25 protein-coding genes and 1 pseudogene are annotated in these 26,556 nt (G+C 73.2%); 14 read left to right on the top strand and 12 right to left on the bottom strand.

Going from position 1 to position 26,556, the window contains the following annotated elements:
* Positions 1 to 62: 62 nt before the first annotated feature.
* Positions 63 to 494 carry a VOC family protein gene (locus JT723_RS33970; protein WP_205048752.1) on the bottom strand — a complete coding sequence of 144 codons (432 nt, stop codon included), beginning with the start codon at positions 492 to 494 and terminating at the stop codon, positions 63 to 65.
* A gap of 115 nt (positions 495 to 609) precedes the next feature.
* On the opposite strand from JT723_RS33970, the gene JT723_RS33965 reads away from it, so the two are divergent.
* Both JT723_RS33965 and JT723_RS33960 read left to right on the top strand, forming a co-directional pair.
* Positions 610 to 864, top strand: a complete 255-nt coding sequence (locus JT723_RS33965; protein WP_205048751.1) for a DUF6332 family protein — start codon at positions 610 to 612, stop codon at positions 862 to 864.
* Positions 865 to 884: 20 nt separating this feature from the next.
* Positions 885 to 1,451: a dihydrofolate reductase family protein gene (locus JT723_RS33960; RefSeq protein WP_205048750.1), complete on the top strand. Its 567-nt coding sequence runs from the start codon at positions 885 to 887 to the stop codon at positions 1,449 to 1,451.
* A gap of 20 nt (positions 1,452 to 1,471) precedes the next feature.
* Here the strand turns inward: JT723_RS33960 and JT723_RS33955 are convergent, their stop codons facing one another.
* Positions 1,472 to 1,873, bottom strand: coding sequence for a winged helix-turn-helix transcriptional regulator (locus tag JT723_RS33955; protein ID WP_205048749.1), 402 nt, complete (start codon positions 1,871 to 1,873; stop codon positions 1,472 to 1,474).
* 88 nt (positions 1,874 to 1,961) lie between these two features.
* Here JT723_RS33955 and JT723_RS33950 point away from each other — a divergent pair, with 88 nt between their 5' ends.
* Positions 1,962 to 3,395 (top strand): DHA2 family efflux MFS transporter permease subunit, encoded by a 1,434-nt coding sequence (locus JT723_RS33950; RefSeq protein WP_205048748.1) that lies wholly within the window; start codon positions 1,962 to 1,964, stop codon positions 3,393 to 3,395.
* A gap of 39 nt (positions 3,396 to 3,434) precedes the next feature.
* On the opposite strand, the gene JT723_RS33945 is transcribed toward JT723_RS33950, so the two are convergent.
* Positions 3,435 to 4,349, bottom strand: a complete 915-nt coding sequence (locus JT723_RS33945; RefSeq protein WP_205048747.1) for a LysR family transcriptional regulator — start codon at positions 4,347 to 4,349, stop codon at positions 3,435 to 3,437.
* A gap of 95 nt (positions 4,350 to 4,444) precedes the next feature.
* On the opposite strand from JT723_RS33945, the gene JT723_RS33940 reads away from it, so the two are divergent.
* The 8 genes from JT723_RS33940 (at position 4,445) to JT723_RS33905 (ending at position 13,100) form a co-directional block, all read left to right on the top strand.
* Entirely contained in the window at positions 4,445 to 5,149 is a 705-nt protein-coding gene (locus JT723_RS33940; RefSeq protein ID WP_205048746.1) for a succinate dehydrogenase cytochrome b subunit, read from the top strand.
* A gap of 28 nt (positions 5,150 to 5,177) precedes the next feature.
* On the top strand, positions 5,178 to 7,136 hold the full coding sequence (locus JT723_RS33935; protein WP_205048745.1) for a fumarate reductase/succinate dehydrogenase flavoprotein subunit: 1,959 nt from the start codon (positions 5,178 to 5,180) through the stop codon (positions 7,134 to 7,136).
* Complete coding sequence (locus JT723_RS33930; protein WP_205048744.1) at positions 7,133 to 7,882, top strand: succinate dehydrogenase/fumarate reductase iron-sulfur subunit; 750 nt, start codon at positions 7,133 to 7,135, stop codon at positions 7,880 to 7,882. The genes JT723_RS33935 and JT723_RS33930 overlap by 4 nt, the downstream gene beginning before the upstream one ends.
* 168 nt (positions 7,883 to 8,050) lie before the next feature.
* Complete coding sequence (locus tag JT723_RS33925; protein ID WP_205048742.1) at positions 8,051 to 10,072, top strand: elongation factor G; 2,022 nt, start codon at positions 8,051 to 8,053, stop codon at positions 10,070 to 10,072.
* A gap of 141 nt (positions 10,073 to 10,213) precedes the next feature.
* On the top strand, positions 10,214 to 10,582 hold the full coding sequence (locus JT723_RS33920; RefSeq protein WP_205048741.1) for a DUF427 domain-containing protein: 369 nt from the start codon (positions 10,214 to 10,216) through the stop codon (positions 10,580 to 10,582).
* Positions 10,583 to 10,676: 94 nt separating this feature from the next.
* The gene (locus JT723_RS33915; protein WP_205048740.1) at positions 10,677 to 11,426 is read left to right on the top strand and encodes an SDR family oxidoreductase; all 750 of its coding nucleotides are present in this window, start codon (positions 10,677 to 10,679) and stop codon (positions 11,424 to 11,426) included.
* Between the two features lie 100 nt (positions 11,427 to 11,526).
* Entirely contained in the window at positions 11,527 to 12,555 is a 1,029-nt protein-coding gene (locus JT723_RS33910; protein ID WP_251513175.1) for a sigma-70 family RNA polymerase sigma factor, read from the top strand.
* A complete protein-coding gene (locus JT723_RS33905) occupies positions 12,543 to 13,100 on the top strand; it encodes a TIGR03086 family metal-binding protein (RefSeq protein WP_205048738.1) in 558 nt (185 codons plus the stop codon). Before JT723_RS33910 ends, JT723_RS33905 begins: the two co-directional genes overlap by 13 nt.
* A gap of 77 nt (positions 13,101 to 13,177) precedes the next feature.
* Here JT723_RS33905 and JT723_RS33900 read toward each other — a convergent pair whose 3' ends face one another.
* From JT723_RS33900 to JT723_RS33875, 6 genes and pseudogenes are all read right to left on the bottom strand, one after another.
* Positions 13,178 to 14,617, bottom strand: coding sequence for an MFS transporter (locus JT723_RS33900; protein WP_205048737.1), 1,440 nt, complete (start codon positions 14,615 to 14,617; stop codon positions 13,178 to 13,180).
* Between the two features lie 120 nt (positions 14,618 to 14,737).
* Positions 14,738 to 15,763 (bottom strand): LacI family DNA-binding transcriptional regulator, encoded by a 1,026-nt coding sequence (locus JT723_RS33895; RefSeq protein ID WP_205048736.1) that lies wholly within the window; start codon positions 15,761 to 15,763, stop codon positions 14,738 to 14,740.
* Positions 15,764 to 15,952: 189 nt separating this feature from the next.
* Positions 15,953 to 17,317, bottom strand: coding sequence for a benzoate/H(+) symporter BenE family transporter (locus JT723_RS33890; protein WP_240166627.1), 1,365 nt, complete (start codon positions 17,315 to 17,317; stop codon positions 15,953 to 15,955).
* An 83-nt stretch (positions 17,318 to 17,400) separates the two neighbouring features.
* Positions 17,401 to 18,936, bottom strand: a pseudogene (locus JT723_RS33885) (DUF7594 domain-containing protein); the annotation flags it as partial.
* A 148-nt stretch (positions 18,937 to 19,084) separates the two neighbouring features.
* Entirely contained in the window at positions 19,085 to 20,524 is a 1,440-nt protein-coding gene (locus tag JT723_RS33880) for a DHA2 family efflux MFS transporter permease subunit (RefSeq protein ID WP_205048733.1), read from the bottom strand.
* Positions 20,525 to 20,675: 151 nt separating this feature from the next.
* Positions 20,676 to 20,963 carry a muconolactone Delta-isomerase family protein gene (locus JT723_RS33875; protein ID WP_205048732.1) on the bottom strand — a complete coding sequence of 96 codons (288 nt, stop codon included), beginning with the start codon at positions 20,961 to 20,963 and terminating at the stop codon, positions 20,676 to 20,678.
* Between the two features lie 173 nt (positions 20,964 to 21,136).
* Between JT723_RS33875 and JT723_RS33870 the strand changes: the two genes are divergently transcribed.
* The gene (locus tag JT723_RS33870) at positions 21,137 to 21,526 is read left to right on the top strand and encodes a VOC family protein (protein WP_205048731.1); all 390 of its coding nucleotides are present in this window, start codon (positions 21,137 to 21,139) and stop codon (positions 21,524 to 21,526) included.
* Positions 21,527 to 21,756: 230 nt separating this feature from the next.
* Here the strand turns inward: JT723_RS33870 and JT723_RS33865 are convergent, their stop codons facing one another.
* Positions 21,757 to 22,656 (bottom strand): NmrA family NAD(P)-binding protein, encoded by a 900-nt coding sequence (locus JT723_RS33865; RefSeq protein ID WP_205048730.1) that lies wholly within the window; start codon positions 22,654 to 22,656, stop codon positions 21,757 to 21,759.
* Positions 22,657 to 22,762: 106 nt separating this feature from the next.
* On the opposite strand from JT723_RS33865, the gene JT723_RS33860 reads away from it, so the two are divergent.
* Positions 22,763 to 23,506, top strand: a complete 744-nt coding sequence (locus tag JT723_RS33860; protein ID WP_205048729.1) for a TetR/AcrR family transcriptional regulator — start codon at positions 22,763 to 22,765, stop codon at positions 23,504 to 23,506.
* A 305-nt stretch (positions 23,507 to 23,811) separates the two neighbouring features.
* Here JT723_RS33860 and JT723_RS33855 read toward each other — a convergent pair whose 3' ends face one another.
* Positions 23,812 to 24,543 carry a SigE family RNA polymerase sigma factor gene (locus tag JT723_RS33855; RefSeq protein ID WP_205048728.1) on the bottom strand — a complete coding sequence of 244 codons (732 nt, stop codon included), beginning with the start codon at positions 24,541 to 24,543 and terminating at the stop codon, positions 23,812 to 23,814.
* A 206-nt stretch (positions 24,544 to 24,749) separates the two neighbouring features.
* Entirely contained in the window at positions 24,750 to 25,610 is an 861-nt protein-coding gene (locus JT723_RS33850) for an SDR family oxidoreductase (protein ID WP_205048727.1), read from the bottom strand.
* Between the two features lie 89 nt (positions 25,611 to 25,699).
* On the opposite strand from JT723_RS33850, the gene JT723_RS33845 reads away from it, so the two are divergent.
* On the top strand, positions 25,700 to 26,431 hold the full coding sequence (locus JT723_RS33845; RefSeq protein WP_205048726.1) for a TetR/AcrR family transcriptional regulator: 732 nt from the start codon (positions 25,700 to 25,702) through the stop codon (positions 26,429 to 26,431).
* Positions 26,432 to 26,556 lie beyond the last annotated feature (125 nt).

Here is a 26,556-nt window from a genome sequence, read left to right as displayed (position 1 = left end):
TAGGTCTTCTCCCGTGGACCATGCGTGACCGGACGACGAGGGCTGCGGACGGCTGGATCGGATCAGGCGAGGCAGAACTCGTTGCCCTCGATGTCCTGCATCGTGATGCACGACTCGTTCACGCCGTCGGCGCGCTGCGTCAGTACGTGTGTCGCGCCGAGCGCCGTCAGCCGGGCGCATTCGGCCTCGAGCGTGGCCAGGCGCTCGTCGCCCACGAGCCCCGTGCCGACCCGGACGTCGAGGTGCACACGGTTCTTGACGACCTTGCCCTCGGGAACCCGTTGGAAGAGCACACGCGGGCCTGCGCCCGAGGGATCGGTGCACGCGAAGTAGATCTCGTCCTCGGCGGGCAGCGAGGCGTGGTACTCCTCCCATGTGGCGAAGCCCTTCGGGACTGCGGGTACGACGTACCCGAGCACCTCGCACCAGAAGGCGGCGAGCCGTGCCGGCTCCGCGCAGTCGAAGGTCACCTGGAACTGCCTGATCGTTGACATCGGCGCACGATAACAGGGGGCCTGCCCTGCTCGTCCCCCCGGGCGATCCCTCGGCATCCGCCGCTGCGCCGTGCTGGTAGGTGCGGTGGCGCGACCGTGATGTGAAACTTGCGGCATGGACATGGGGCGCGAGTCGCGGGTGGACAAGGACGCAATGACGGTGGAGATCGTCTTCGCCCTGGTGACCGCCGCGGCGCTGGCTGGACTGATCCTCGCCGTCGCCTGGACTTCCGCCCTGGCTCTCGACCTCTCCGGCTCGGCGGAGAAAGGCGTGCGGGCAGGGGGCGCACTGGTCGGAGCGGTGGCCGGAGGGTGGCGTCTGGTACGGGTCCTGCTTCGATTCGACGAGCAGCGCCGAATGGGCCACTGACTCCAGCAGGAGGACTTCCGATGCGCAGCGTGACCTATTCGATGAACGCCTCGCTCGACGGGTACATCGTCGGGCCTGACGGGTCCTTCGACTGGACGGAGCCCGACGAGGACCTCTTCCGGCTGGCCACCGACGAGGTGCGGGGCGCCGGCGTCCATCTGCTGGGGCGGCGGCTGTACGAGACGATGCTGTACTGGGAGGACGCCGGTAAGGACCGCCCGCTGGACGGCTTGCAGCGGGAGTTCGCCGCGGTCTGGAACGCGTTGCCCAAGGTGGTGTTCTCCACGACGCTCTCGTCGGTGCGCGGCAACGCCCGCCTGGCGTCCGGCACCCTGGCGGCGGAGGTCGCCCGGCTGCGGGCCGAGCCGGCCGAGGGCGACATCGCCATCGGCGGTGCGACCCTCGCCGCCGAGGCGGCGGACCACGACCTGATCGACGAATACCGCGTCCGCGTCCACCCGGTCCTGGTCGGCGGCGGCACCCCCTTCTTCGCCCACCACGCCCGCCGCGTGAACCTCGACCTGATCGAGTCCCGGACGATCAACACGACCTTCCTGTACGCCCGCTACCGCGTGAACCGCCATTGACGAACCGTCGCCGCGCGGGGCTACGGCATCGGCTGGCCGCGGTCGTCGTAGTCGGTGCGGGCTGCGGCCACCTCGGGGAGGTGTGTCTGGGACCACTCGGCCAGGGTGCGGAAGAGGGGCGCCAGGGACAGGCCCAGGGGGCTGATCTCGTACTCCACGCGGGGCGGCACCTCCGGGTGGTAGGTGCGGACGACCAGGCCGTCGCGTTCCATCTGGCGCAGGCGCTGGGTCAGCACCTTCGGGGTGATCGTGCCGATCCGGCGCTGCAGCTCCACGAAGCGCTGGCGTCCGTGCTCGTGGAGCAGCCACAGGATCGGGGTCGTCCAGCGGCTGAACACCAGGTCCACCACCGGGCTGATCGGGCACGGCTCGGCAGGGACCTTGGCGGCGGGCCGGGCGGGGGAGGGGGCGGTGCTGGCCATGGGCTGGGCCTCCAGGGCGGGTGGGATGGGGCCGGGGTAGTCACTATCTCCTAGGTACCTACTATATTCACGTTGCTAGCTTCGCGGCATGACACTCGCCGCCGCTGCCCAGCGCAGCCGCTCTTCCCGCGCCCCGGTCACCCAGCGACCGGGTCTGATCCTGGCCTTCCTCTGCGTGGTGCAGTCGATGGTCTACCTCGACGTCACGATCGTGAACGTCGCGCTCCCCTCGATCCAGCACAGCCTGGACATGGCAGACGGCGACCTGCAGTTCGTCGTCACCGCGTACGGCACCGTCCTCGGCGGTTTCCTGCTGCTCGGCGGGCGGCTCGCCGACACGCTCGGGCGGCGCCGGCTGCTGCGTACCGGAATGGTCCTCTTCGGCGCGGCCTCGCTGGCCGCGGGGATCGCCCAGGACCCCGGGGTGATGATCAGCGCCCGGGCCGTGCAGGGCCTCGGCGCCGCGCTCACCGCGCCCGCCGCGCTGTCCACGCTGACGACCACCTTCAGCGAGGGCGCCGCCCGCAACAAGGCGCTGGGCATCTGGGGCGCGCTGGCCGGCGTTGCCTCCGTGCTCGGGGTGCTGCTCGGGGGACTGCTCACCCAGGGGCCCGGCTGGCGCTGGGTGTTCTTCATCAACGTGCCCATCGCCCTCTTCGCGGTCCTCGCCGCGCCCTACGTCCTGCCCGAGAGCCGGCTGCCCGAGGCCAAGCGGCGCTTCGACGCGGCCGGGGCGGTGAGCCTCACCGCGGGGCTCCTGCTGCTGATCTACACCCTCGACGAGGCGGTCACCGCCGGCTGGACGACCGCCCGCACGATCGGCGGCCTCGCCGGTGCCGCGGTGCTGCTGGCCGCGTTCGCCGCCGTCGAACTGCGCGCCGAGGCACCTCTGCTGCCGCTGCGGATCTTCCGCCTCCCGGCGCTGCGCACCGCGAACATCGCCACCGTGCTCATGCTCGGCGCGATGGTGACGCTGTTCTTCTTCGCCAGCCTCTTCATGCAGCAGGTGCTCGGCTACGACGCGCTGCACACCGGGTTCGCGTACGTCCCGCTGGCCCTCGCGGTCGTCGTCGGCGCCGGCCTCGCGTCCGGCCTGGTCGCGAAGGTGCCCCCCACACCCGTACTGGTCGTGGGCCTCGCCCTGGCCACCGCGGGCCTGCTCCTCCTGGCCCGCCTCCCGGTCTCCGCCGCCTACGCGGGCGGCCTCCTGCCGCCCTTCCTGCTGGTCGGCGTGGGCCTGGGCATGTCCTTCGTCCCGCTCCAGATCGCGGCGGCGACGGGCGTACCGGACGACCTGGCCGGTACGGCAGCGGGCCTGATCAACACCAGCCAGGAGGCGGGCGGTGCGGTGGGCGTCGCGGTGACCTCGACCGTGGCCTTCACCCACATCGCCCACGCCCACGCGGCCACCCTCCCCGCCGCCCGCGCGGCAGGCTTCCACGCCGCCTTCACGGTCGGCGCCTGCTTCGCCCTCGCGGCCCTCCTCCTGTCCGCGGCCCTCCTCCCCCGCACCCGCCCCTGACCCGGGGGTGAGGCACCGCGGGTGCCGCTCATGGTGTGGTCAGGTCGGGCGGGGGCGGACCGGGTTCGGGGGGCGGGTGGCGGCGGTCAGGAGGACGTCCTGGAGGACGCGGGCCGCGCGGGGAGGGGCCACGTCGCTGCGGTGGGCCAGGGCCACGGTCCGGCGCAGGCCCGGGCGGGCCAGCGGGGTGACGCGGAGGTCGTGGCCCGCGCGGGCGGCCACCGTCTGCGGGACGACGCCGATGCCGAGGCCGGCGCGTACGAAGCCGAGCACCGCGTCCATCTCGCCGCCCTCCACGGTGAAGTACGGCTCGAAGCCCGCCGCCCGGCAGGCGGCGAGGGTCAGGTCCCGCAGGTCGTAGCCGTGCCGGAACATCACCATCGGGCGCCCTTCGAGGTCGGCGATGCGCACCGGGGAGGCCGGCGGCTCGTCGTCGGCGGAGGAGACCACGACCAGGTCCTCCTGGAACAGCTCCACGGTGGTCAGCGCGGGGGAGGGGCTCGGCAGCGGCAGGACGACCAGCGCCAGGTCGAGCGCCCCGCGGGCCAGGTGGCGTACGAGGTCGTGCGAGCCGCCCTCCTCGATGATCAGCCGGATGCCCGGGTGCCGGTCGTGGAAGGCGCGCAGCACGTCGGGCAGCAGGCCGGTGGCAAGGCTCGGGGTGGCGCCGAGCCGCACCCGGCCCCGGCGCAGCTGCGCCAGTTCGAGCACCTCGTGCCGTGCGGTGTCGGCGTCGGCGAGGATGCGCCGGGCCAGCGGCAGCAGCGCCTCACCGGCGTCGGTGAGCGCGATGTTGCCGCGCGCCCGGCTGAAGAGCGCGGCGCCCAGCTCCTTTTCCAGCGCCCTGATCTGCTGGGACAGCGACGGCTGCGACACGTGTACGGCCTCGGCGGCCCGGGTGAAGTGCCGGGCGTCCGCGACGGCCACGAAGTACGCCAGCTGCTGGAACTGCATGCCGCCAGCCTAACTCCCCCGATAGGCATCACCTATCGAGTCGAGCCCGATCATGTCTTGGACCACTGGTCATCGGCAGCCGTAGCGTCGTGTCCATGGCACTGGCAACGCGGACGGACCGGCGGCCGTCGACGGCCCGCACGGTCTGGGGATCGACCGTCGGCAAGAAGGCGGTCATGGCGGTGAGCGGCCTGGTGATGCTGCTCTACCTGGTCGTCCACATGTACGGCAACCTCAAGATCTTCTTCGGCCCGGGCACCTTCGACGGCTACGCCCACTGGCTGCGCACCCTCGGCGAGCCCTTCTTCCACTACGAGTGGGCGCTCTGGATCATCCGCACCGGGCTGGTGGCCGCGGTGGTCGCGCACGGCGTGTGCGCCTACCAGCTCAGCCGGCGCGACATCCGCTCGCGCCCGGTCGGCTACGTCCACCGCAGGGCGCGTTCCAGCTACGCGACCCGCACCATGCGCTGGGGCGGCGTGATCCTCGCGCTCTTCATCGTCTGGCACATCCTGGACCTGACCACCGGCACCGTGCAGCGCGGCTTCGTGCCCGGCCACCCGTACCACAACGTGGTGGCCGCCTTCCACGACTGGTGGAACAACGTCATCTACATCGCGGCGATGCTGGCGCTCGGCCTGCACATCCGGCACGGCTTCTGGAGCGCGGCCCAGACCCTCGGCGCGGGCAGCGCCACCCGCGACCGGGTGCTCAAGGGCACCGCCAACGTCCTCGCCCTGCTGCTGACGGCGGGCTTCATCGCCGTGCCGGTCGGCGTGATGACCGGCCTCGTGAGCTGAGTGAGCTGAGTGAGCTGAGGGATCCGACATGAGCAACCCCACCGCATACGCCGACTACACCACCGGCGAACCCCTCGCCGACACCAAGGCACCCGAGGGACCCGTCGAAGACCGCTGGGACACCCGCCGCTTCACCGCCAAGCTGGTCAACCCGGCCAACCGCCGCAGGCACACCGTGATCGTCGTCGGCACCGGCCTGGCCGGCGGCTCCGCCGGGGCCACCCTCGCGGAACAGGGCTACCACGTCGTGCAGTTCTGCTACCAGGACTCGCCGCGCCGGGCGCACTCCATCGCCGCCCAGGGCGGCATCAACGCCGCCAAGAACTACCGCAACGACGGCGACTCGATCCACCGGCTCTTCTACGACACCGTCAAGGGCGGCGACTTCCGCTCCCGCGAGTCCAACGTGCACCGCCTCGCGCAGATCTCGGTGGAGATCATCGACCAGTGCGTCGCGCAGGGCGTGCCCTTCGCCCGCGAGTACGGCGGCCTGCTCGACACCCGCTCCTTCGGCGGCGTCCAGGTCTCCCGCACCTTCTACGCCCGCGGCCAGACCGGGCAGCAACTGCTGCTGGGCGCCTACCAGGCGCTGTCCCGGCAGATCGCGGCGGGCAACGTCGAGATGCACGCCCGCACCGAGATGCTCGACCTGATCGTGGTCGACGGCCGCGCCCGCGGCATCGTCGCCCGCGACCTGGTCAGCGGCGAGATCACCACCCATTTCGCCGACGCGGTCGTGCTCGCCTCCGGCGGCTACGGCAACGTCTTCTACCTGTCGACCAACGCCATGAACTCCAACGCGACCGCCATCTGGCGGGCGCACCGCCGCGGCGCGCACTTCGCCAACCCCTGCTTCACCCAGATCCACCCCACCTGCATCCCGCGCACCGGCGACCACCAGTCCAAGCTGACGCTGATGAGCGAGTCGCTGCGCAACGACGGCCGCATCTGGGTGCCCAGGGCCGCAGGCGACACCCGCCCGGCCGCGGAGATCCCCGAGGACGAGCGGGACTACTACCTGGAGCGCATCTACCCCTCCTTCGGCAACCTGGTGCCCCGCGACATCGCCTCCCGCGCGGCCAAGAACGTCTGCGACGAGGGCCGCGGAGTCGGCCCCGGCGGGCAGGGCGTCTACCTGGACTTCGCCGACGCCATCGCCCGGCTGGGCCGCAAGGCCGTCGAGGAGAGGTACGGCAACCTCTTCGAGATGTACGAGCGGATCACCGCGGAGAACCCCTACGAGGTCCCGATGCGGATCTACCCGGCCGTGCACTACACGATGGGCGGCCTGTGGGTGGACTACGACCTGCAGACCACCATCCCCGGCCTGTTCGCGATCGGCGAGGCCAACTTCTCCGACCACGGCGCCAACCGGCTGGGCGCGTCCGCCCTCATGCAGGGCCTTGCCGACGGCTACTTCGTGCTGCCCGCGACCGTCAACGACTACCTCGCCAGGAACCCCGGGCACGACACCCCGGGACCCGAACACCCCGCGGTGGCCGCGGCCGTGGCCGAGACCAGGGAGCGGCTGCACCGCCTGGTCGGCGTGGACGGTGACCGCAGCGCCGACTCCTTCCACCGCGAGATCGGCGAGCTGATGTGGGAGTACTGCGGCATGTCCCGCAACGCGGAAGGCCTGCGCAAGGCCCTGGACCGCATCCCGCAGATCCGCGAGGAGTTCTGGCGCCGCATCAAGGTCCCCGGCACCGAGGGCGAGTTCAACCAGTCCCTGGAGCGGGCCAACCGCATCGTGGACTACCTCGAACTCGCCGAGCTGATGTGCCTGGACGCCCTGCACCGCGCCGAGTCCTGCGGCGGCCACTTCCGCGAGGAGTCGCAGACCCCCGACGGCGAAGCCGCCCGCAGGGACGAGGAGTTCGGCTACGCGGCCGCCTGGGAGTTCACCGGCACCGGCCGCGCCCCCGTCCTGCACCGCGAGGACCTGGTCTTCGCCTACGTCCACCCCACCCAGCGGAGCTACGCATGAAGCTCACCCTGCGCATCTGGCGCCAGCACGACCCCGACGCCCCCGGCGGCATGGCCGCCTACGACGTCGAGGGCATCTCACCCGACATGTCCTTCCTGGAGATGCTCGACACCCTCAACGAGCGGCTCACCGTCGAGGGGCAGGACCCGGTCGCCTTCGACCACGACTGCCGCGAGGGCATCTGCGGGGCGTGCAGCCTGGTCATCAACGGCGAGGCGCACGGCCCCGAGCGCACCACCAGCTGCCAGCTGCACATGCGCTCCTTCCGCGACGGCGACACCATCGACGTCGAGCCGTGGCGGGCCGCCGCCTTCCCCGTGGTGCGCGACCTGGTCGTGGACCGGGGCGCCTTCGACCGGATCATCCAGTCCGGCGGCTACGTCAGCGTCCCCACCGGCGCCGCGCCCGAGGCGCACGCCACCCCGGTGCCCAAGGCCGCGGCCGACAGCGCCTTCGAGCACGCCGAGTGCATCGGCTGCGGCGCGTGCGTGGCCGCCTGCCCCAACGGCTCGGCGATGCTGTTCACCTCGGCGAAGGTCAACCACCTGGGCGCCCTGCCGCAGGGCGCACCGGAACGCGAGACCCGGGTGCTCGACATGGTCGCGCAGATGGACGCCGAGGGCTTCGGCGGCTGCACCCTGACCGGCGAGTGCGCCACGGCCTGCCCCAAGGGCATCCCGCTGACCTCGATCACCGCCATGAACAGGGAGTGGCTGCGCGCCTCGCGCAAGGTGCCCAGGGGCTGAAGCCACCCTTCGCAGGGGGCCGGCCGCGGGAAATCCCGTTGCCGGCCCCTCGGCCGCTCTGCTGTAGTCGGAAGGCCAACCGACACGGCCAGGGAGCAATGATCATGCGCGGTTCCGTCATGCCCGCTCAGACAGGACAACCCCCCTATCTTGAGGACATGACCAGCTGTGCCATCGCTCAACCTCGGCATTCTCGCGCACATCGACGCAGGTAAGACCAGCCTCACCGAGCGGCTGCTGTACTCCGCTGGAGTGATCGACACGATCGGCAGCGTCGACCGGGGCAGCACCACCACCGACACCCTCGCGCTGGAGAAGCAGCGCGGCATCACCATCAGGTCGGCTGTCGTCTCCTTCGTGATCGGCGGCACCACCGTCAACCTCATCGACACCCCCGGCCACCCCGACTTCATCGCCGAGGTCGAGCGGGTGCTCGGCGTCCTGGACGGCGCGGTGCTGGTGGTCTCCGCGGTGGAGGGCGTCCAGCCGCAGACCGTCGTGCTGATGCGGACGCTGCGCCGGCTGCGTCTCCCGACGCTGGTGTTCGTCAACAAGCTCGACCGCCGCGGCGCCGACCTGGACCGCACACTGGCCGGCATCGCCGCCCGGCTCACCCCCGACGTCGTCCCGCTGGCCTCCGCGTCCGCGCAGGGCACCAGGGACGCCGCGGCGCTGCCGTACAGCCCCGGCGACCCCGTCTTCACCGCCCGGCTCACCGAGGCGCTGGCCGGCCACGACGACGGCCTGCTCGCCGACTGGGTGCGGGCCGGCACCGACGCGCTGCCCTACCCGCGGCTGCGTCGGGCACTGGCCGTGCAGACCGGGCAGGCGCTGGTGCACCCGGTGTTCGCGGGGTCCGCCGTCACCGGCGCGGGCGTCGACGCGCTGACCGACGGCATCGCGGAACTGCTGCCGGGTTCGGCCGGCGACCCCCAAGGGCCGCTGTCCGGCAGCGTGTTCACCATGGAGCGCGGACCCGCGGGCGAGCGCATCGCCTACGTCCGGCTGACCTCCGGCACGCTGCACGTCCGCGACCGCCCGCCGCTGCACCGGGGCGGCGCCCCGGTCGGGGAGGGCCGGGTCACCGCGCTGAGCGTCTTCGACCACGGCAGGGACCTGCCGGCGCCGTCGGCCGCCGCCGGCCGGATCGCCCGGGTGTGGGGCCTGGGCGAGGTGCGGATCGGCGACACCGTCGGCGTACCGTCCGACGTGTCAGGCGGCGCGCACCACTTCGCGCCGCCCAGCCTGGAGACGGTCGTCGCCGCCCGCAGGCCCGCCGACCGGGCCGCCCTGCACAGCGCGCTCGGCGAACTCGCCGAGCAGGACCCGCTGATCAACCTGCGCCGCGACGAGGACCGCGGCGAGATCGCGGTCTCCCTCTACGGCGAGGTGCAGAAGGAGGTCATCCAGGCGACCCTGGCCGACGACTACGGTGTGCAGGCCGACTTCCACGAGACGACCACCATCCACGTCGAGCGGGTCACCGGCAGCGGCTCGGCCGTCGAGTTCATCAAGAAGGACGCCAACCCCTTCCTGGCGACGGTCGGCCTGCGCATCGAGCCGGCGCCGCCCGGCAGCGGCATCGCCTTCCGCCGGGAGGTCGAACTGGGCTCGCTGCCCTACGCGTTCTTCGCCGCCGTCGAGGAGACGGTGCACTCCACGCTGGCGCAGGGGCTGTACGGCTGGCAGGTCGCCGACTGCACCGTGACCATGACGCACTCCGGGTACTGGGCGCGGCAGAGCCATGCGCACGCGGTCTTCGACAAGAGCATGTCGAGCACGTCGGGCGACTTCCGCAACCTCACCCCGCTGGTGCTGGCGGCCGCGCTGCACCAGGCCGGCACCCGGGTGCACGAGCCGATGCACCGCTTCCGCATCGAGATGCCCGCCGACGCGCTCGGCGCGGTGCTCCCGGTGCTGTCCCGGCTGCGTGCGGTGCCGCGCGCCCCGGCGTCCACCGGACCCGCCGGCAGCGTGCTGGAGGGCGACATCCCCGCGGCCCGGGTGCACGACCTGGAGCAGCGCCTGCCCACCCTGACCCGCGGCGAGGGCGCACTGGAGACGGTCTTCGACCACTACGCCCCGGTGACCGGCGCGCCTCCGGTACGCCCGCGCAGCGGCCCCGACCCGCGGGACCGCAAGGAGTACCTGCTCCAGGTGCAGCGGCGGCTGGGCCTAGGGTCTGTCTGACACATAGCGTCGTCCGCCCGCCAGGCAGACGCTATGTGTCAGACAGACCCTTGCCTCCCGCGGCACCGCGGGCCGTGCTTGACGCTGCCGAGCGCATCTGCCTACGGTCGACAGGGCCGCCCATCCACGTACGGAGATGACATGGAACGCAGCGTCAAGATCCCCGGTCCCGACCATCCGATCACCGTGGAGCCCAACCCGTCGCGGGTCGTCGTGCGGGCCGGCGGCCGGGTCGTCGCCGACACCACCAAGGCGCTGACGCTGCGTGAGGCGTCCTACCCGCCGGTGCAGTACATCCCGCTGGCCGACGTGGAGCCCAGCGCCCTGGAGTCCACCGACAGCCGCACATACTGCCCCTACAAGGGCGACGCCTCGTACTTCTCGCTGGTCACCGCGGACGGCACGATCGCCGACGCGGTGTGGACGTACGACAAGCCCTACGACGCCGTCGGCACCATCGCCGGGCACGTGGCCTTCTACCCGCAGCATGTGGAGCTGGCCGACTCCTGACCCCGCCCGCCCGGGCCGCACGGCCCGGGCGATGAATTCCCCCGGTCGCCGTTGTCTGTATTGACGAGGCATTTTCGGCAACCGAGGAGAGATCATGTCCGTCAGGCAGCCGGCGGGAAACACCGTCGTCGTCACCGGTGTCGGCCGCGGCTTCGGCCGCGGCACGGCCGTCGCGTTCGCCGGCGCGGGAGCCAGGGTCGTCGGGCTCGCCCGGGACGCGGAGTCGCTGGAGAAGCTGCAGGCCGAGCTGGGCGACGCGTTCGTCCCCGTGCGGGGCGACGCCACCGACCCGGACCTGGCAGCGGAGCTGCTGACCCGCTACACACCGGCGGCCGTCGTGCTGAACGCCGGGGCCGCCCCGGTCATGCGGCCGCTCCAGGACCACACCTGGGAGACCTTCCGCATCGCCTGGGACGTCGACGTCCAGCAGGCCTTCCACTGGGCGCGCGCGGCCTTGCGGCTGCCGCTGCCGCCCGGCAGCACCGTGGTGTCGCTGTCCAGCGGCGCGGCCCTGCGCGGCTCCCCGCTCAGCGGCGGCTACGCGGGCGCCAAGGCCACCGTGCGCTTCGTGTCGGAGTACGCCGCCGCCGAGTCGCTCCGGCAGGCGCTGGGCATCCGCTTCCGCGCGGTGCTGCCTGCGCTGTCGCCGACCACCGACCTGGGCACCGAGGCGGCCGCCGCCTACGCGGCCTACCAGGGCGTCGGAACCGACGCCTTCGTCCGCGCGATGGGCCCGCTGCTCACCCCGGACATGGCCGGTGCCGCGATGGTGTCGCTGGCCGCGGAGGAGGACGGGGACGCGCTGGCGTTCACGCTGTCGGCGGCCGGCCTGCAGCCCGTCTGAGCAGGCCGTCCGAGCAGGCCCGCGCCCTGCGGCGATGACTTTCCCGGCCGGGCGGGGTCTGTACTGGTGGAGGGGTTCCCCAACCACCCGGAGAGATCACGTGAACACGCTGAGCGGTCGGGCCGCCGCCGGGGAGGCGTCGCAGGACAGCGATGCCTTCCTGCGGCAGGCGGCCGAATACCGGCCCGAGCTGCTGGCCCACTGCTACCGGATGCTCGGCTCCGTCCAGGACGCCGAGGACCTGGTCCAGGAGACGTATCTGCGCGCCTGGCGCGGCTACGGCGGCTTCGAGGGCCGCTCGTCGCTGCGCTACTGGCTCTACCGCATCGCTACCAGCGCATGCCTGACCGCACTCCAGCACAGCAGCCGCCGCTTCGTGCCCGCGGGCCTGGGGACCGCGAGCGACGACGCCACCGCGGCACTCAACCCCACCGGTGAGGAATACCCCTGGGTCCAGCCGATGCCCGACACCGCGGCCGACCCGGCCGCGGTGGTCGCCGAGCGCGGCAGCGTACGCCTCGCGCTCATTGTCGCCCTCCAGCAACTGCCGCCCAGGCAGCGGGCGGTGCTGATCCTGCGTGACGTCCTGGCATGGCACGCGGCCGAGGTCGCCGCGCTGCTCGACACCAGCCCCGCCGCGGTCAACAGCGCGCTGCAGCGCGCCCGCGCCCAGCTGCAGCAGGTCGCCGCGACCGAGGACGAGGTCACCGACTCGCTCGACGACAAGGGCCGCGCCCTGGTCGACCGCTTCGCGAAGGCCTTCGAGAACGCCGACGTCGACGCCCTGGCCCGGCTGCTGCGCGACGACGTGCGGCTGGAGATGCCGCCCGACCCGCTGTGGTTCGAGGGACGCGGTGTCGTGCTGCGCTTCCTGGCCGAGCGGGTCTTCCCCGTCGCCGGCGAGCAGCGGCTGCTGGGGGTCACCACCAACGACGGCCAGCCGGCCCTGGCGACGTACTGGCGCGGGACCGACGACCGCTTCCACCCGCACGCCCTGCAGGTCCTCACGCTGCGCGGCGACCGGGTCGCGCGCATCCTCGCCTTCCGCGACACCGGCTACTTCCCGTCCTTCGGCCTGCCCGAGTCCCTCGACCCCGGCACCGCACCGGCCCCGTCATGGCTGAGGTGACCGCGCGGGACAGCACGGTCCAGCTGCTGGAGCAGGCCGTCGAGTACGGGCTCGGCTGCGTCGACCAGGTGCCGCCCGACGGGCTGCGGCTGCCGACACCTTGCAGGGGCTGGAATCTCGACGCGCTGCTGTGCCACCTGTACGAGTCGGTGTGCGCGCTGCGCGAGGCGGCCGAGTACGGCGAGGTGGCCCTGCTGCCCGCCGCCGGACCGCCCGCCGACCCGGTCGCGGCGGTGCGCGGCGGCGCCGTGGCGCTGCTGGAGAGCTGGCAGGCCCGCGCATGCCCCGAGGTCAGCATCGGCGGCATGGCCGTGCCCGGGGCGACGGTCGCCTTCATCGGGGTCGTCGAACTGGCCGTGCACGGCTGGGACATCGCCCAGGCCTGCGGCAGCCCGCGGCCCATACCCGTCCCGCTGGCGCTGGCGATCCTGCGCAGGGCGCCGATGATCACCGGGGGCGCCGACCTCTTCGACGCCCCCGTGCCCGTCTCCCCGCTGGCCTGCCCCGGCGACCGGCTGGTCGCCCTGCTGGGCCGCACTCCCTGAGGCCGCGGAACCCGGCAGACCGCCGCAGCACCTGTGAAGGGTGCTGCGGCGGTCTGCCGGGTTCCGCGGCCGGGACGTCAGACCCGCTCGGTCTGCGGGACCCCGGAGTGCTCGGCCTCGTGGACGGCACCGGCCGCGCTCCTGCCGGGGGCGAGCACCGCGACCCCGGCGCCGACGAGTGCCGCGACGGCGGCGACCAGCTCAGCGGCCTTGAAGCCGTCCATGAAGGACGCGACGGACCCGTAGCCGCCGTTGGCGGCGAAGACGGCCACCAGCACCGCGACCCCGAAGACGCCGCCGGCCTCGCGCACGGTGTTGTTGGTGCCGGCCGCGACGGCGGAGTCGTCCAGCGGCACCGAGCCGACCACCGCGTTGGCCACGGTCGGGAACACCATGGAGATGCCGATGCCCGCCACGATCAGCGGCCCGACGACGTCCCCGTAGCCGACGTCGGAGGAGGAGACCAGCGCCAGCCACCCCATGCCCACCGCCTGCAGCAGCATGCCGACGAGCATGAACGGCTTGTTGCCGAGCTTCTCCGACAGCGCGCCTGCGACCGGCGCGACCAGCATCGGCATCGCCGTCCACACCAGAATCCGCAGGCCGGTCTGCAGCGGGTCGTAGCCGAGGCCGCGCTGGAACATCTGGGTGATCATGAACAGCGAGCCGATGAGCGAGAACATCATGAAGAAGACGACGCCGTTGGCGCTGGAGAAGGCGCGGACCCGGAAGTACTGCAACGGCAGCATGGGGTAGCGCGCCCGGCGCTGCCAGGCCAGGAAAGCGGTCAGCAGCACCGCGCCCACCACCAGCGCGACGGCCACCTCGGGGTCGCCCCAGCCGATGGACGGCGCGCGCACCGGCGCCCACACCAGGGCCAGCAGCCCGGTGCTGACCAGCGCCACGCCGACCAGGTCCAGCTGCGGGCGCGTACCGCGGCTGTTCTCCAGCATCAGCAGCGACAGCACGACGACGGCCACGCCCACCGGCACGTTGATCCAGAAGATCCACTCCCAGGAGATGTCCTGGATGATCAGCCCGCCGAGCACCGGTCCTGCGGCCACGCCGAGGCCGGTGATGGCGCCCCAGATGCCGATCGCGGCGCCCCGCTTCTCCAGCGGGAAGGCGTGGCTGATCAGGGTCAGCGTCAGCGGCAGCACCACCGCAGCGCCTGCGCCCTGGACGACACGGGCGGCGATCAGCGCGGACGCCGAACCCGCGGTCGCGCACGCGATGGACGACAGCGTGAAGACCGCGACCCCCAGCGCGTACATGTTGCGCCGCCCGAAGCGGTCGCCGAGCGCCGCGCCGGTGAGCATCAGGCAGGCGAACGCCAGGTTGTAGCCGTTGATGGTCCATTCCAAGTCCGCCAGGTTCGCGTGCAGGTGCTCCTGCAGCGTCGGCAGGGCGGTGGAGACGACCACCACGTCGAGCGAGGTGATGAACGCCCCAAGCGACGCCAGTATCAGCGTCCATGCCGTCCGCGACGGGGCGGACGTCTCCGTATGTGTTGTCACCTGAAAAACCTTCCAGTCGGCCCCGGCCGGCAGCCGGCGGCACCCGCGGGCGGGTGTGGCCCTCTGGAATAAAGACCAGGGCTTCTCGGGAAAGTCATCGCGGCAGCCCCGCCACGGGGGTCAGGCCGGGTAGCCGCCGGGGACGGGGCCTGTGGAGCCGCGCAGCACCAGCTGGGTGGCCAGCTCGACGTGCAGTGCGTCCACGGTGTGCCGGTCGAGCAGCCGCATCAGCAGCGAGACGGCCATCCGCCCCATCTCCTCCAGCGGCTGGCGGACCGTGGTCAGCCGGGGGACGGTGCTGCGGCTCAGGTCGATGTCGTCGAAGCCGGTGATCGACAGGTCCTGCGGCACCCGCAGGTCCCGCTCGTAGGCGGCGCGCAGCGCGCCGACCGCGGCCTTGTCGTTGAAGGCCACCAGCGCGGTCGGCCGCTCGGGCAGGTCGAGCAGCTGGCAGGCCGCGTCGTAGCCCCAGTCGGCGGTGGGCTCGATGCTGCGCAGCAGCTCGGGGGAGGGCAGCACACCGGCGTCGGCGAGCGCGGAGGTGTGCCCGGCCAGCCGGGACTGGCTGGCCAGCCAGTCGCCGGGGCCGCCGATCACCCCGATCCGCCGGTGGCCGAGGCCCACCAGGTGCCCGCTGACCGTGCGCGCCGCCGCGAGGTTGGCGGCCGAGACCGACGCGATGTCCTGCGGCAGCGGGGTGCGCGGGTCCACCACCACGAAGGGGAAGTCGGCGGCCCGCAGCGCCTCCAGGTCCCGCTCCGGCTCCGGCGGCACGACCAGGATCGCGCCCGCGATCGCCGGGTCGTCCGGCAGTTCGCCGAGCACCTGCAGCTCGCGGGCCGCGTCGCCGGCGCTGAGCACCAGCCGCCTGCCGTGCAGGTCGAGCGTCTCGGCGATCGAGGAGACGATCACCCCGAAGTAGTCGGTCAGGACGTACGGGCAGCGCACGTAGATCGCGCCGCTCGCGGTGCCCTGCCGGGCGGGCGCGGGGGCGCCGAGCCGCGCGACGGCGCGGCGCACCAGCTCCCGGGTGTCGGGGGCGACGTTCGCCTGACCGTTCATCACCCGCGAGACGGTGGCGATGGACACGCCCGCCTCCGCGGCGATGGCCCGGACGGTGGCCCGGGAGCCCGACTGCCTAGCCATGCGTTACACTCCGCTGTTTCATGCGCACAGCCTAGCGCTGCACGAGGCGGTGTTGACATGCCCAGGTGCCAAGCGGTGTCCTGGATCTCCGCCGGATGCCGCCGGAAAGCGTTACATCGTGTTCCAGGTGGGCTGCTCGGTGGCCGGGCCTTGCCGTCCGGGACCGGGCGGACCGCAGCTGCCGAGGGATCAGCTGCGGTCCGGCTCGGGCGGATCGGACGCAGGACCGGCCGCCGCGGGGCCCGCGGGACCTGCTCCCTGCTGCTGCGCCGGTACGCCCGCGGGTGCGACCGCTGCCGCGCGGCGGGACTGCCAGTGCCGCACACCGTAGAGGGCGCCGCCCGCCAGCAGGCCCCAGAAGGCGCCGCTGACACCGAAGAAGGTCACGCCCGACACCGTCACGACCACGGTGACCACCGCCGCCTCGCGCTGCCCGGGGTCGGCCATCGCCGCGGTGAGCGAACCGGCGAGGGCGCCCAGCAGGGCCAGGCCCGCGACCGCCTCGATGATGTGCGGCGGCGCCGCGTCGACCAGCGCCACCGCCGCGCTCGCCGCGAGCCCCAGCAGGATGTACACCCCGCCCGCGGTGGCCGCCGCACGGTAGCGCCTGCTCCTGTCGGGTCCCGCCTCCTCCCCCGCGCACAGGGCCGCGGTGATCGCCGCCAGGTTGACCGCGTGCCCGCCGAAGGGCGCGGACAGCAGCGAGAAGACCCCCGTCCAGCCGAACAGCGGCCCCGGCCGCGGGTGGTAGCCGTTGGCGCCGAGCACCGCGATGCCCGGGATGTTCTGCGAGGCCATCGTGACCACGTACAGCGGCAGCGCGATGCCGACCACCGCGGCGACGGTGAAGTGCGGTGCGACCGCCACCGGGTGCGGCCACATCGGCCCGAGCGTGTCGGTCTTGATGTGCGTGGTGGTCGCGATCAGTACGACGGCCACCACCACGGCGGCCGGCACCGCGTACAGCTTGCGCACACTTCCGACGACCGCCCAGGTCAGCACCACCGCAAGCCCGATCGCCGGGTCGGACTTCACCGCCTGAGCGGGCGCAAGACACAGCGGCAGCAGGATGCCGGCCAGCATGGCGTTGGCCAGCGGCGCCGGGATCGCCGAGACCCAGCGGCCCAGCGGCTGCCACAGCCCGGACGCCACGATCAGCACCCCGGTGACCAGGAAGGCGCCCACCGCCACCGGGAACCCGCCGTGCGGCACCGCGGATCCGGCCAGCAGCGCGGCGCCCGGCGTCGACCAGGCGATGCTGATCGGCAGCCGCGAGCGCAGGCTCAGGAAGATCGCGCAGATCCCCATCGTCACCAGCAGCGCCATCAGCCCCGAGGCCGCCTGGGCGTGCGTGGCGCCGACCTTGGCGAGGCCTTCGAGGACGACGGCGAAGGAGCTGGCGAAGCCGACGAAGGCGGCGATCACCCCGGCCGTCACCGCCCGCCACGCCCCGCCGCCGCCCAGGCCCGCGTCCGTGCTCTCGGCCGTCTTCCCCGGCGCGGCAGTGGCCACCGGCACCCCCTCGATCCGCGCCCGGGCGAGGTCCCCGGGCAATCCGCGCATCGTAGTGCGGCGGTGTGCTGCCGCGCCCGCCGATTTCCCGGCCCGGGGGAGGGCTAGGGGGCGGTGCCGTACGTGGTGACGCTCGCCGCCGCGGACATCGCGCTGGTGTTGCCCGCCGCGTCGCTCACGGTGACCTGGTAGGAGTACGTCGTGCCCGGCTGGGTGGCGGTGTCGGAGGTGCTGACCGTCGGGCGGATCCAGAAGGTCGAACTGCCGCTGACCGTCGCGATCCTGGTGCCGTTGCGGTAGACGGTGTAGGTCAGCGCGGAGTCGTCGAGGTCGAGCGAGGCCTGCCAGGTGAGGCGTACCGCGCCCCGGGCCGCGAGCGACGCGGTCAGCGCCTGCGGTACGGACGGGCTGCGGGTGTCGGGGGTGTTCGGGAAGCGGACCAGGCCCTGCTGCAGCCGGTTGCCGTTGCTGGCGACCCGGGTGAACTCGCCGCCCACCCACAGGTAGTCGGTGCCGCCCTTGGAGGCGGCGGTCAGTGCGCGCGGGCCGATCTGCTCGGTGCCCGCAGGGCCGTCGTCGGTGTCGGGGAACCAGCCGAGCAGCGGGCGCGGGTTGTCCACGGACTCGGCGAGCAGGTGCTGCCGGTCGTTCATCTGCGGGAACTGCCCCATGCTGGAGCAGTTGTGGGCGTGCGAGGCGCTGTAGAGGACGCCCTTGTAGACCTGTACGGCCTGGGTGGCGCCCAGGCATGTGTCGCGCCAGCGCTGGTCGAGGGTGCTGAAGTCCATCGCGATGCGGCCGTCGAAGACCCCGCCGCCGGTTCCCTCGTTGCCGGTGTAGAAGCCGGTGGCGTCCGCGGTGAGGTCCTGCACGGTCGAGGTGGGCTCGATGAAGCCCGGGTAGGTCCGCACGTTGGCGCCGGTCGTGGCGTCCACCACGGCCAGCGCGTGCGAGTCGGCGCCGTTGACGGTGGCGAAGTCGCCGCCCAGCACCACCTTCGAGCCGTCCGGGCTGACCAGCAGCGACTTGCCCGCGTCGTCCGCGGCGGGCGCGAAGGGGCGCAGCGCCCCGGTCGCGGGGTCGACGGCCGCGAAGTGCTGCCGGGTCTGGCCGCCGACGGAGGTGAAGTTGCCGCCGAAGTAGACGCTGCTGCTCGTCACCGCGATCCCGCGCACCTGCGCGGACGCCGAGACCTTGAAGTCCGGCTTCACCGTGCAGGTCGCGATGTCGACCGCCGCCAGGTTGCCCACCTTGGTGCCGTTGACCGCGCCGAAGGTCCCGCCCGCGTACAGCGTGGACTTGTCGGGGGAGACCGCGAGCGCCCGCACCGTCGCGGTGCCGCTGCCGACGGTGAAGGACAGCCGGCACGAGGTCGGGGCGCCGGAAGCGGCGTCGAAGGCCTGGAAGTTGAGCGCCTGCTGCTCCTTCGTACCGGCCGCCGCCCCCGGCGGCCTGACCGTGGAGAAGGTCCCGCCGGCGAAGACCACGCCGTCCGCCTGCGCCAGTGCCCACACGACGCCGTTGGTCTGCCAGGTCGGCAGGTCGTCGGCCGTCATCGCGACCGGACCGGTCAGCGCCCCGGCCGGCTCCGCCGAGGAGAACCCGACCATCGACGCCGCCGCCATCCCGACCGCGACGACCCCTGCACTGCTCTTTCTCATACGCCCCCCTGCACCCACCCGGCACGCGCGTTCCGAACACGTGCAACCTGTGGCAAGGCTAGCGTTTACCCCTCTATCGGGTGGTGAACTCGCCGCTTCCCGGCTCGCGTTCGACCCCGGAGCGCGGGCCGGGAAGCGGAGTGAGCGGTCAGTCCCCGGCGGCGGCCGAGCCCACGGCCGCGTCCTGCGGGGCCTGCGCGGCCGCCGGTGCGGGCGCGACAGCCGGGGCCGGGCGGCGGCGCGGGATGCCGAGGGCGATGAGTACCCCGAGCGCCGCGTAACCGGTCACCGCGGTCATCGCCGCCGTGAAGCCCCGGGTGAACTGCTCGGGGGAGGCGTAGCCGCCGCGGCTGGAGAAGACCGCCACGGTGACCGCGACCCCGAGGACGCCGCCGAAGATTCGCAGCATCATGAACACCCCCGACGCCTGCCCGATCTCCTGCGGGCGCACCGCGCCGACGACCGCCCGCTGGGCCGCGGGCATCGCCATCGTCAGGCCGATACCGCTGAGCACCAGCGGCGGTACCAGGGCGCCGTACGCGGTGTCGGTGTCGGCGACCAGCGCGATCCACCCCATGCTGACCGTCTGCAGCAGCAGGCCGCTGACCACGAAGGTCCGCTCACCGAAGGTGTCGGACAGCCGGCCGACGATCGGCGCGCACACCATCAGCGTCGCCGACCACGGCATCAGCCGCAGCCCCGCCCCCAGCGGGCCGTTGCCCAGCACCGTCTGCAGGTACTGCGCCATGAAGAACAGCGTGCCGTACAGCGAGGCGAAGACCAGGAAGTTCGCCGGGTTCGCGGTGGAGAAGGCCCGCGCCCGGAAGAACCGCATCGGCAGCATCGGCGCCTTGGTCCGCTGCTCCCACCGTACGAAGGCCACCAGCAGCACCGCGCCGAGCACCCACGAGGCCAGCACCTCCGCGCTGCTCCAGCCCGCCGCGTTGCCCCGCACCAGACCCCACACCAGGCCGAAGGCGGCCAGCGTCACCAGCACCACACCGACCAGGTCGAAGCGGTTGTTCGGGCCGGTGCTCTCGCCGACCCGCCGCGCGGTCAGCGCGATGGTGACGATGCCGACCGGCAGGTTCAGCCAGAAGATCCACTCCCAGGCCAGGCCCTCGGCGATGACACCGCCGATGAAGGGGCCGCTGAAGGTCGCAAGACCGGTGAAGCCCAGATACAGGCCCATCGCCTTGCCCCGCTGCTGCGGCGGGAACATCGCACTGATCATGGTGAGCGACAGCGGCAGCACCATCGCCGCCCCCGCACCCTGCAAGGCGCGGAAGGCGATCAGCGCCCCGATGTCGGGCGACAGCGCGCAGGCCGCCGACGCCACGGTGAAGACCGCGAGCCCGCCCATGAAGATCCGCCGCCGCCCGAAGCGGTCGCCCAGCGCCGCCCCTGTCAGCAGCAGCACCGCGAACGCCAGGTTGTACGCGTTGACAACCCACTCAAGTGATTCCGTCGAGGCTGTCAGGTCCTGCCGGATCGTCGTCAGCGCCGTGGACACCACGACGCTGTCCATCGCCATCATGAACGACGCCAGTGAGGCAAGCCCCAGCACCCATGCCTGTGCGGACGTCATCCGTCCCTTGTCGCTACCCACTGCTACCCCTCTGCTCACATCGCCCCACGGCGGCGCCCGGCCCGTCCGCACTCGCACGGCGGGGCACCCAAGCCCTGGGCTGTTCTCCGGGGTAGACACCGGCGGCAGGGGAAAGTGGCCGGTGGAGCAGTCAGGCGCCGGGGTCGTTCGGGTGCGCCTCCAGCGGGGTGACGGCGAAGGCCATCCACGGACGCAGCGGCAGGGTGTCCAGTACGTTCGCGTGCAGCTCACCCTCGTCCTCGCCCCGCCAGATCCCCAGGCTGCGCTTCTCCCCGACCGGCCGCCACAATCGGGACAGCCGCCCCTGCGCGGCCAGTTCCCGCGCCCGTACGGCCTCGGCGGCCCTCCGCCTGTCGACTTCCTCCTGGCTGGTGCCCTCCGGGATCGTGGTGACGATCTCGACCAGGAACTCCCGCATGCTCCCGCTCCGTTTCTGTGCGGCGCCCGTGGCCGCCGGGGTGCCGCCGGCCCCCCACAGGCTAGCCCCGGGCACGCCACCAGGGCCGATGCCACGGCCGGTGGGACCCGCAGCGATCTGCGTGACCGCACGGGCGCATACTCTGAGCCCGGTCCGTACCGTCTGGGGGCGTCATGACAAGCAGGTTCACCGAGTTGGCCGTCGACTGCCACGACCCGGAGCGCCTCGCAGCCTTCTGGTGCGCGGTCCTGGGCTTCGACGTGATCGAGCGGCGCGAGGGCAAGGTCGAGATCGGCTCCTGGGTGCCGACAGTCGAGGACGTCCGCGCCCGCCAGATGCCCCCCACCGTGCTGTTCGTCCAGGTCCCGGAGGGCAAGGCGGTCAAGAACCGGCTCCACCTCGACGTCAGCCCGGTCGACACCACCACCGAGGCCGAGGTGACCCGCCTCCTCGCGCTCGGCGCCACGCCGGCGGACGTGGGCCAGGGCGCGGACTGCAGCTGGGTGGTGCTGGCGGACCCCGAGGGCAACGAGTTCTGCGTCCAGCGCACCCTGGCCCCCTAGGCCGTGTTGTGGAAGTCCCGCCTGCCCCGCGGCGTCTGGCACGCACGCTCGCTGCGTTGTCGGAGTCGTCCGAGTAGGCCCACTACGAGGACGACCCTCCGCCTTGCGATCGCACGCACCGGACGCCGCGGGGCCCGCCCTGTGGGCGGACGGCGCTACTTCCAAAACACGGCCTAGCGCCGGCCCTCGTCCCGGTACGAGCGCAGGCGCCCGCGAGCCGTGGCGGGCGGTCAGGCGGGTGCGAGGAGCCGCTTGCGCAGCAGCGCGGTGCCGGACTCGGCGAGCCAGTCCGCGAGGGTGCGCAGGCCGGGGTGGATGACGCGCAGCGCCTCGATGTCGGCGTGCCAGCGGGAGCCGGCCGACCAGCGCTCCCGGACCCGGGCGATCTCCGGGGGGAAGGCGGCCGTCTCCGCGGCGGTGATCTGCTCGTAGCGGAGCGGCGTGCCGGTTGCCTCGCTGATCGCGGCGACCGCCTCCGCGGGGGTGGGGGCGTCCCCGGCGAGTTCCAGGGTGCGGCCCGCGAAGCGGCCGGGCTGGTCGAAGGCCAGCGCCGCGAACTCGGCGATGTCCTCCACCGCGATGATCTGGACGGGCTCGTCCGGCGGGAAGAGGTGCCGGTGGACGCCGTCGGCGATGCCGTCGATCCCCAGGGGCGTGCCGCCCAGGTAGTTCGACATGAAGCGGACCGGGCGCAGGACGGTCACCGAGCCGATGCGCTCGTGCAGGTGGTCCTCGATGCGCTTCTTGCCCTCGGAGCCGCCCGGTCGGCCCGGCGTGGACGCGATGCCCGTGAACACGACGTGCTCCACGCCCGACTCGGCCGCCGCGTCGGCCAGCGCCCGCCCGCGGGCGATCTCCAGCTCCGTGTCGGTGCCCGCCGGGCCGAACGCCACCGGCGGTACGGCGAAGAGCCCCGTCGCCCCCTCCAGCGCCGCCGGCAGGCTCGACGGGTCGTCGAGGTCGGCGCGTACGAGGTCGGCGCCCGCGGCCTGGAGCGCCCGGGCGGCGGGCGCGGCCGTGTTGCGTACGAGCACCCGTACGGGCCGGCCCGCGGCCAGCAGCCGGTGTGCGGTGGCGCCGCCCTGGCGGCCGGTCGCGCCGGTGACGACAACCAAGCGGTCAGTGGTCATTTCGTCCTCCGCCCCGGGATGGTTGATGGGTGGTGTCGGGACTGGCCCCGGGGTCGATGTGGAATGCTCCACCCGGTTGAGTGGCATCGACAAGGGATTACGTGACATGACCGCAGCTGCCCAGGACGCGGGTCGGGCCGACGCGCGCCGCAACCGCACGAAGGTGCTCGCCGCCGCGTCGCAGGCCTTCGACGAACACGGCCCGGACGTCTCGCTCGGCGCGATCGCGCGCCAGGCCGGGGTCGGCGCCGGGACCGTCTACCGGCACTTCCCCAGCAAGGAGATCCTGCTGGAGGCGGTACTCGTCCGACAGGTCGAGACCCTGGTGGACGCCGCCCACCGCTGGGCCGCCCGCGCCGACCCCGTCACGGCACTCTTCGGCTTCCTGGCCGAGGTCGTCGACAGGTCGTACGGGCGCAGGCACGCGTGCGACCTGCTGACCGCGCAGACGAGCTGGCCGCGGCCGAGCCTTGCCGCGTCGGCGCGGCGCTTCCGGCAGGCACTCGACGGCCTGCTGCGTGCGGCCCAGCAGGCCGGAGGAGTCCGCACGGACGTCACCGCGGACGACGTCGCCGCGCTCACCGTCGGCTGCGCCGCGATGCGGGCCGCGCACCGCGACCGCAGCGGCGGCGCCCGCGTGGTCCGGCTGGCACTGGACGGCCTGCGCACCTCCGTCACGCAAGAGCCCGGCTTTCGTGACGCCCCCGCCACGCTCGACGCGGCAGCCCGCTGCCAGGAGTGCGGGTCCGCCCTGGCGTCCCGCCCCACCGGCCGCCCCGCCCGCTACTGCGGCCCCACCTGCCGCCAACGCGCCCGTCGCCGCCGGCTGGCCGCGTCAGCCCTGCCCTGACCCGGGCCAGCCAGACCTCCGCGTCGCCGACGCGGTCCGCGCGGCCCAGGCGGAGCGCCAGCGACCGCATGGCCGGTACGTCCCCGGCCTCGGCCGCCGCCAGCGGCGCGGCCGTCTCCCGCGCGCCGCCCCCGCTGCTCGAACTGTCCGTCACCGCACGGCTCCTCACCGTCGCACCCGGCGAACGCGGCCCAGCCTGCTGCCCGTACCTGAACACCGGGTCAACCGCTGCCGACCCCTCGCCCCCGCACCGGAAGGCCGACTGCCCCTGCCTGCCCGGGCGTTGGCCCCCGCCCGGCAACAGCTCACGACCCGCAGAACATCACGTACGCCACCAGCGCGCAGAAGGCGGCGACGCCGACGTAGACCGTACGTGCCAACCGCCGTGCCCGCCGCTCGCTGCTGAGGCGCAGCGCCCGGGCCGACGCCATCGTCGCCGTCGAGCCGTCGGCGAGGAAGGAGCGCAGCATCCGCCGGCTTGCGCCGGGTTCGTCCGCCATGCCCAGGTGCCGGTCGATGGCGTCGCGGGCGGCGGCGAGCCGGCCCGCCACCGCGCAGGTGCTGGACTCCGTCTCCGCCGCGGCCAGGGCCACGCTCATGCCGAGGCCGTCGCACAGCAGCGCGGCCCGCCGGTGCCGCGGCGGCAGTTGGAGCACCGCGCCGAAGAGCGCGGCGGGTAACGGGCGGCGCCCGCCGGGAGCGCGGCGGACCCGGTGCCAGGGCGACAGCGCGTACTCGTGCGCCCGGGACCGCACCCACCCCACCGGGTCGGCGGCGACGGCGACTTCGGGCCAGTGCTGCCACGCCCGCCGGAAGGCGTACTCGACGGACTCGAAGGCCAGCCGTCGGCACCCGGTGAGCAGATACGCCTGCCGGATCAGCCCGGGCGCCGACGCCGAGTGGAGCGCGTCGAAGGCGTCCTGCGGGGTCCGGGGCGGGCAGGTCGCCGCGCCGGGCTGCCGGGGGAGCGGCGGTGTGCCGCCGGTGGTCTTGCGGCCGGGTGCGGCCTCGGCCTGATCCAGGACGTTTGTGCTCATACAGGTATGGTGAGCACAAATAATGCCGGCGCACGGGGCCTGACGATCACTGGCCCAGATGATGGCAGCAGGGTGCGGATGCCGGTCGCGGCATGAACGCTTCCGCCCGCTCCCTGGCGCCAACCCGCCCGGACCGCACGCGGGTTCGGCCCGCGGCGGCTGCGTACTCGGGCCGACGGGCGGCCCCGCCGGTTGCCGTGAAGGGTCTACTCGGCCCAGGCCTGCTCCAGCAGGGTGGCGAAACCGGCGGGCTCGCGGCCGATCAGCCCGGCCAGGGTCGGGTCGACGGCGGAGAACTCGCCCTCCCGTGCCGCCGCGAAGATGCTCAGCATCAGGTCGGCGATCGGCGCGGGCGCCCCGTGCGCCAGGGCCTGCTCGCGGAAGGCGTCGTCGGGGACGGTGGTGCGGGTGAAGGGCCGCCCGGTGGCCTGGGCCGCCGCCTCGGCGACGGCGTCGAAGTCCAGCGTCGCGGGACCGGTGAGCGGCGGGGTCGGCCCTTCGAAGCGGCCCTCGTCGGTGAGGATCGCCGCGGTGGCTTCGGCGAGATCGTCGTGGCCGGTCCAGGCGACGGGGCCGTCGGCGGGCAGGGCGATGTCGCCGGTGTGCCGGGCGGGCTCCAGGAAGCGCAGGGCGCTGGCGGCGTAGAAGCCGTTGCGCAGCGCGGTCCAGGGCAGTCCTGTGGCGCGCAGCAGGTCCTCGGTCTGTGCGTGGTCGCGGCACGCCTGGAAGCGGGAGTCGTGGGCGGCGCCCATCTGGCTGGTGTAGAGGATGCGGCCGACTCCGGCCTTCACGGCGGCGCCGATCGCGGCGCGGTGGCCGCTGACGCACTCCTCGCCCGTGCGGTCGAGGGAGACCAGCAGCAGCTGCTCGGCGCCCTCGAAGGCGTGGACGAGCGAGGCGGGGTCGTCGAAGCTGCCCTGCCGGACGCGGACGCCGCGGTCGGCGAGGTCGCGGGCCTTTCGCGGGTCGCGGACGCTGACCCCGACACGGTCGGCGGGCAGGCGCTCCAGGAGGCGGTCGACGGTGCGGCGGCCGAGGTTTCCGGTGGCTCCGGTCACGATGATCACGGTGTTCTCCCAGCGGTGTTTCCAGTGGAATCATTTGAACGATAACACTGGAACTAACACTGGAAGCAAGTTCCCGATACCATCGATACATGCCAGCTCGTGAGATCACCGACAACCCCCGCCTGCGCATCGTCGAGGCGGCCGTCGAGCTGCTGGAAAGCGGCGGCCCCGACGCGGTGAGCACCCGTGCGGTCGCCGCCGCTGCCGGGATGCAGCCGCCGGCCATCTACCGGCACTTCGGCGACAAGGACGGACTGCTGGAGGCGGTCGCCGAGCACGGCTACGCGCAGTTCCTGGAGAGCAAGCGCGCGCAGCTCGACCCCGCGCCGCAGGACCCGGTGGAGGAGCTGCGCCGCGGCTGGGACATGGTGGTCGAGTTCGGGGTCTCGCGTCCCGAGCTGTTCGCCGTGATGAACAGGGCCACCGGCTCGGGGCCTGCCGCCGCGCACCGCGCGGGCCTGGAGATCCTCCGCGGCCGGGTACGCCGGCTGGCGGCCGCGGGATGGCTGCGGGTCGACGAGGAGCTGGCCGCCCAGATCATCCAGGCCACCGGCCTCGGCACGGTCACCACCTGGCACTCCACCCCCGCGGAACTGCGCAACCCGGCGCTGCTGACCGTCCTTCGCGAGTCCATGGTCGCCGCCGTCACCCGCGCGGAACCGGCGGTCCCTGCCGCGGAGTCCGGCCCCGCCGCTGCGGCCCGCGCGCTGCGTGCCGCCCTCCCCGACGACGCCGGCGTCCTGAGCCAGGCCGAGCAGCACCTGCTGGGCGAGTGGCTGACCCGCCTGGCTGACCCGCCCGGCGGCGCCCGCCGCCCGTGAGGGTGCCGGCCGACCCTGACCTCCGCTAGGCCGTGTTGTGGAAGTCCCGCCTGCCCCGTGACGCCTGGCACGCACGCTCGCTGCGTTGTCGGAGTCGTCCGAGTAGGCCCACTACGAGGACGACC

This window comes from Actinacidiphila bryophytorum, from assembly GCF_016916835.1.
In the GTDB taxonomy this organism is placed as follows: domain Bacteria; phylum Actinomycetota; class Actinomycetes; order Streptomycetales; family Streptomycetaceae; genus Actinacidiphila; species Actinacidiphila bryophytorum.
This window is presented reverse-complemented; position numbering and strand designations above follow the sequence as displayed.

Coding starts and splice junctions, on each gene's coding strand:
- JT723_RS33880 (WP_205048733.1), bottom strand. CDS start 20,524: ATGACGTCCGCACAGGCATGGGTGCTGGGGCTTGCCTCACTGGCGTCG.
- JT723_RS33935 (WP_205048745.1), top strand. CDS start 5,178: ATGAGCAACCCCACCGCATACGCCGACTACACCACCGGCGAACCCCTC.
- JT723_RS33895 (WP_205048736.1), bottom strand. CDS start 15,763: ATGGCTAGGCAGTCGGGCTCCCGGGCCACCGTCCGGGCCATCGCCGCG.
- JT723_RS33930 (WP_205048744.1), top strand. CDS start 7,133: ATGAAGCTCACCCTGCGCATCTGGCGCCAGCACGACCCCGACGCCCCC.
- JT723_RS33905 (WP_205048738.1), top strand. CDS start 12,543: ATGGCTGAGGTGACCGCGCGGGACAGCACGGTCCAGCTGCTGGAGCAG.
- JT723_RS33870 (WP_205048731.1), top strand. CDS start 21,137: ATGACAAGCAGGTTCACCGAGTTGGCCGTCGACTGCCACGACCCGGAG.
- JT723_RS33855 (WP_205048728.1), bottom strand. CDS start 24,543: ATGAGCACAAACGTCCTGGATCAGGCCGAGGCCGCACCCGGCCGCAAG.
- JT723_RS33940 (WP_205048746.1), top strand. CDS start 4,445: ATGGCACTGGCAACGCGGACGGACCGGCGGCCGTCGACGGCCCGCACG.
- JT723_RS33845 (WP_205048726.1), top strand. CDS start 25,700: ATGCCAGCTCGTGAGATCACCGACAACCCCCGCCTGCGCATCGTCGAG.
- JT723_RS33955 (WP_205048749.1), bottom strand. CDS start 1,873: ATGGCCAGCACCGCCCCCTCCCCCGCCCGGCCCGCCGCCAAGGTCCCT.
- JT723_RS33920 (WP_205048741.1), top strand. CDS start 10,214: ATGGAACGCAGCGTCAAGATCCCCGGTCCCGACCATCCGATCACCGTG.
- JT723_RS33970 (WP_205048752.1), bottom strand. CDS start 494: ATGTCAACGATCAGGCAGTTCCAGGTGACCTTCGACTGCGCGGAGCCG.
- JT723_RS33965 (WP_205048751.1), top strand. CDS start 610: ATGGACATGGGGCGCGAGTCGCGGGTGGACAAGGACGCAATGACGGTG.
- JT723_RS33960 (WP_205048750.1), top strand. CDS start 885: ATGCGCAGCGTGACCTATTCGATGAACGCCTCGCTCGACGGGTACATC.
- JT723_RS33950 (WP_205048748.1), top strand. CDS start 1,962: ATGACACTCGCCGCCGCTGCCCAGCGCAGCCGCTCTTCCCGCGCCCCG.
- JT723_RS33875 (WP_205048732.1), bottom strand. CDS start 20,963: ATGCGGGAGTTCCTGGTCGAGATCGTCACCACGATCCCGGAGGGCACC.
- JT723_RS33865 (WP_205048730.1), bottom strand. CDS start 22,656: ATGACCACTGACCGCTTGGTTGTCGTCACCGGCGCGACCGGCCGCCAG.
- JT723_RS33945 (WP_205048747.1), bottom strand. CDS start 4,349: ATGCAGTTCCAGCAGCTGGCGTACTTCGTGGCCGTCGCGGACGCCCGG.
- JT723_RS33915 (WP_205048740.1), top strand. CDS start 10,677: ATGTCCGTCAGGCAGCCGGCGGGAAACACCGTCGTCGTCACCGGTGTC.
- JT723_RS33860 (WP_205048729.1), top strand. CDS start 22,763: ATGACCGCAGCTGCCCAGGACGCGGGTCGGGCCGACGCGCGCCGCAAC.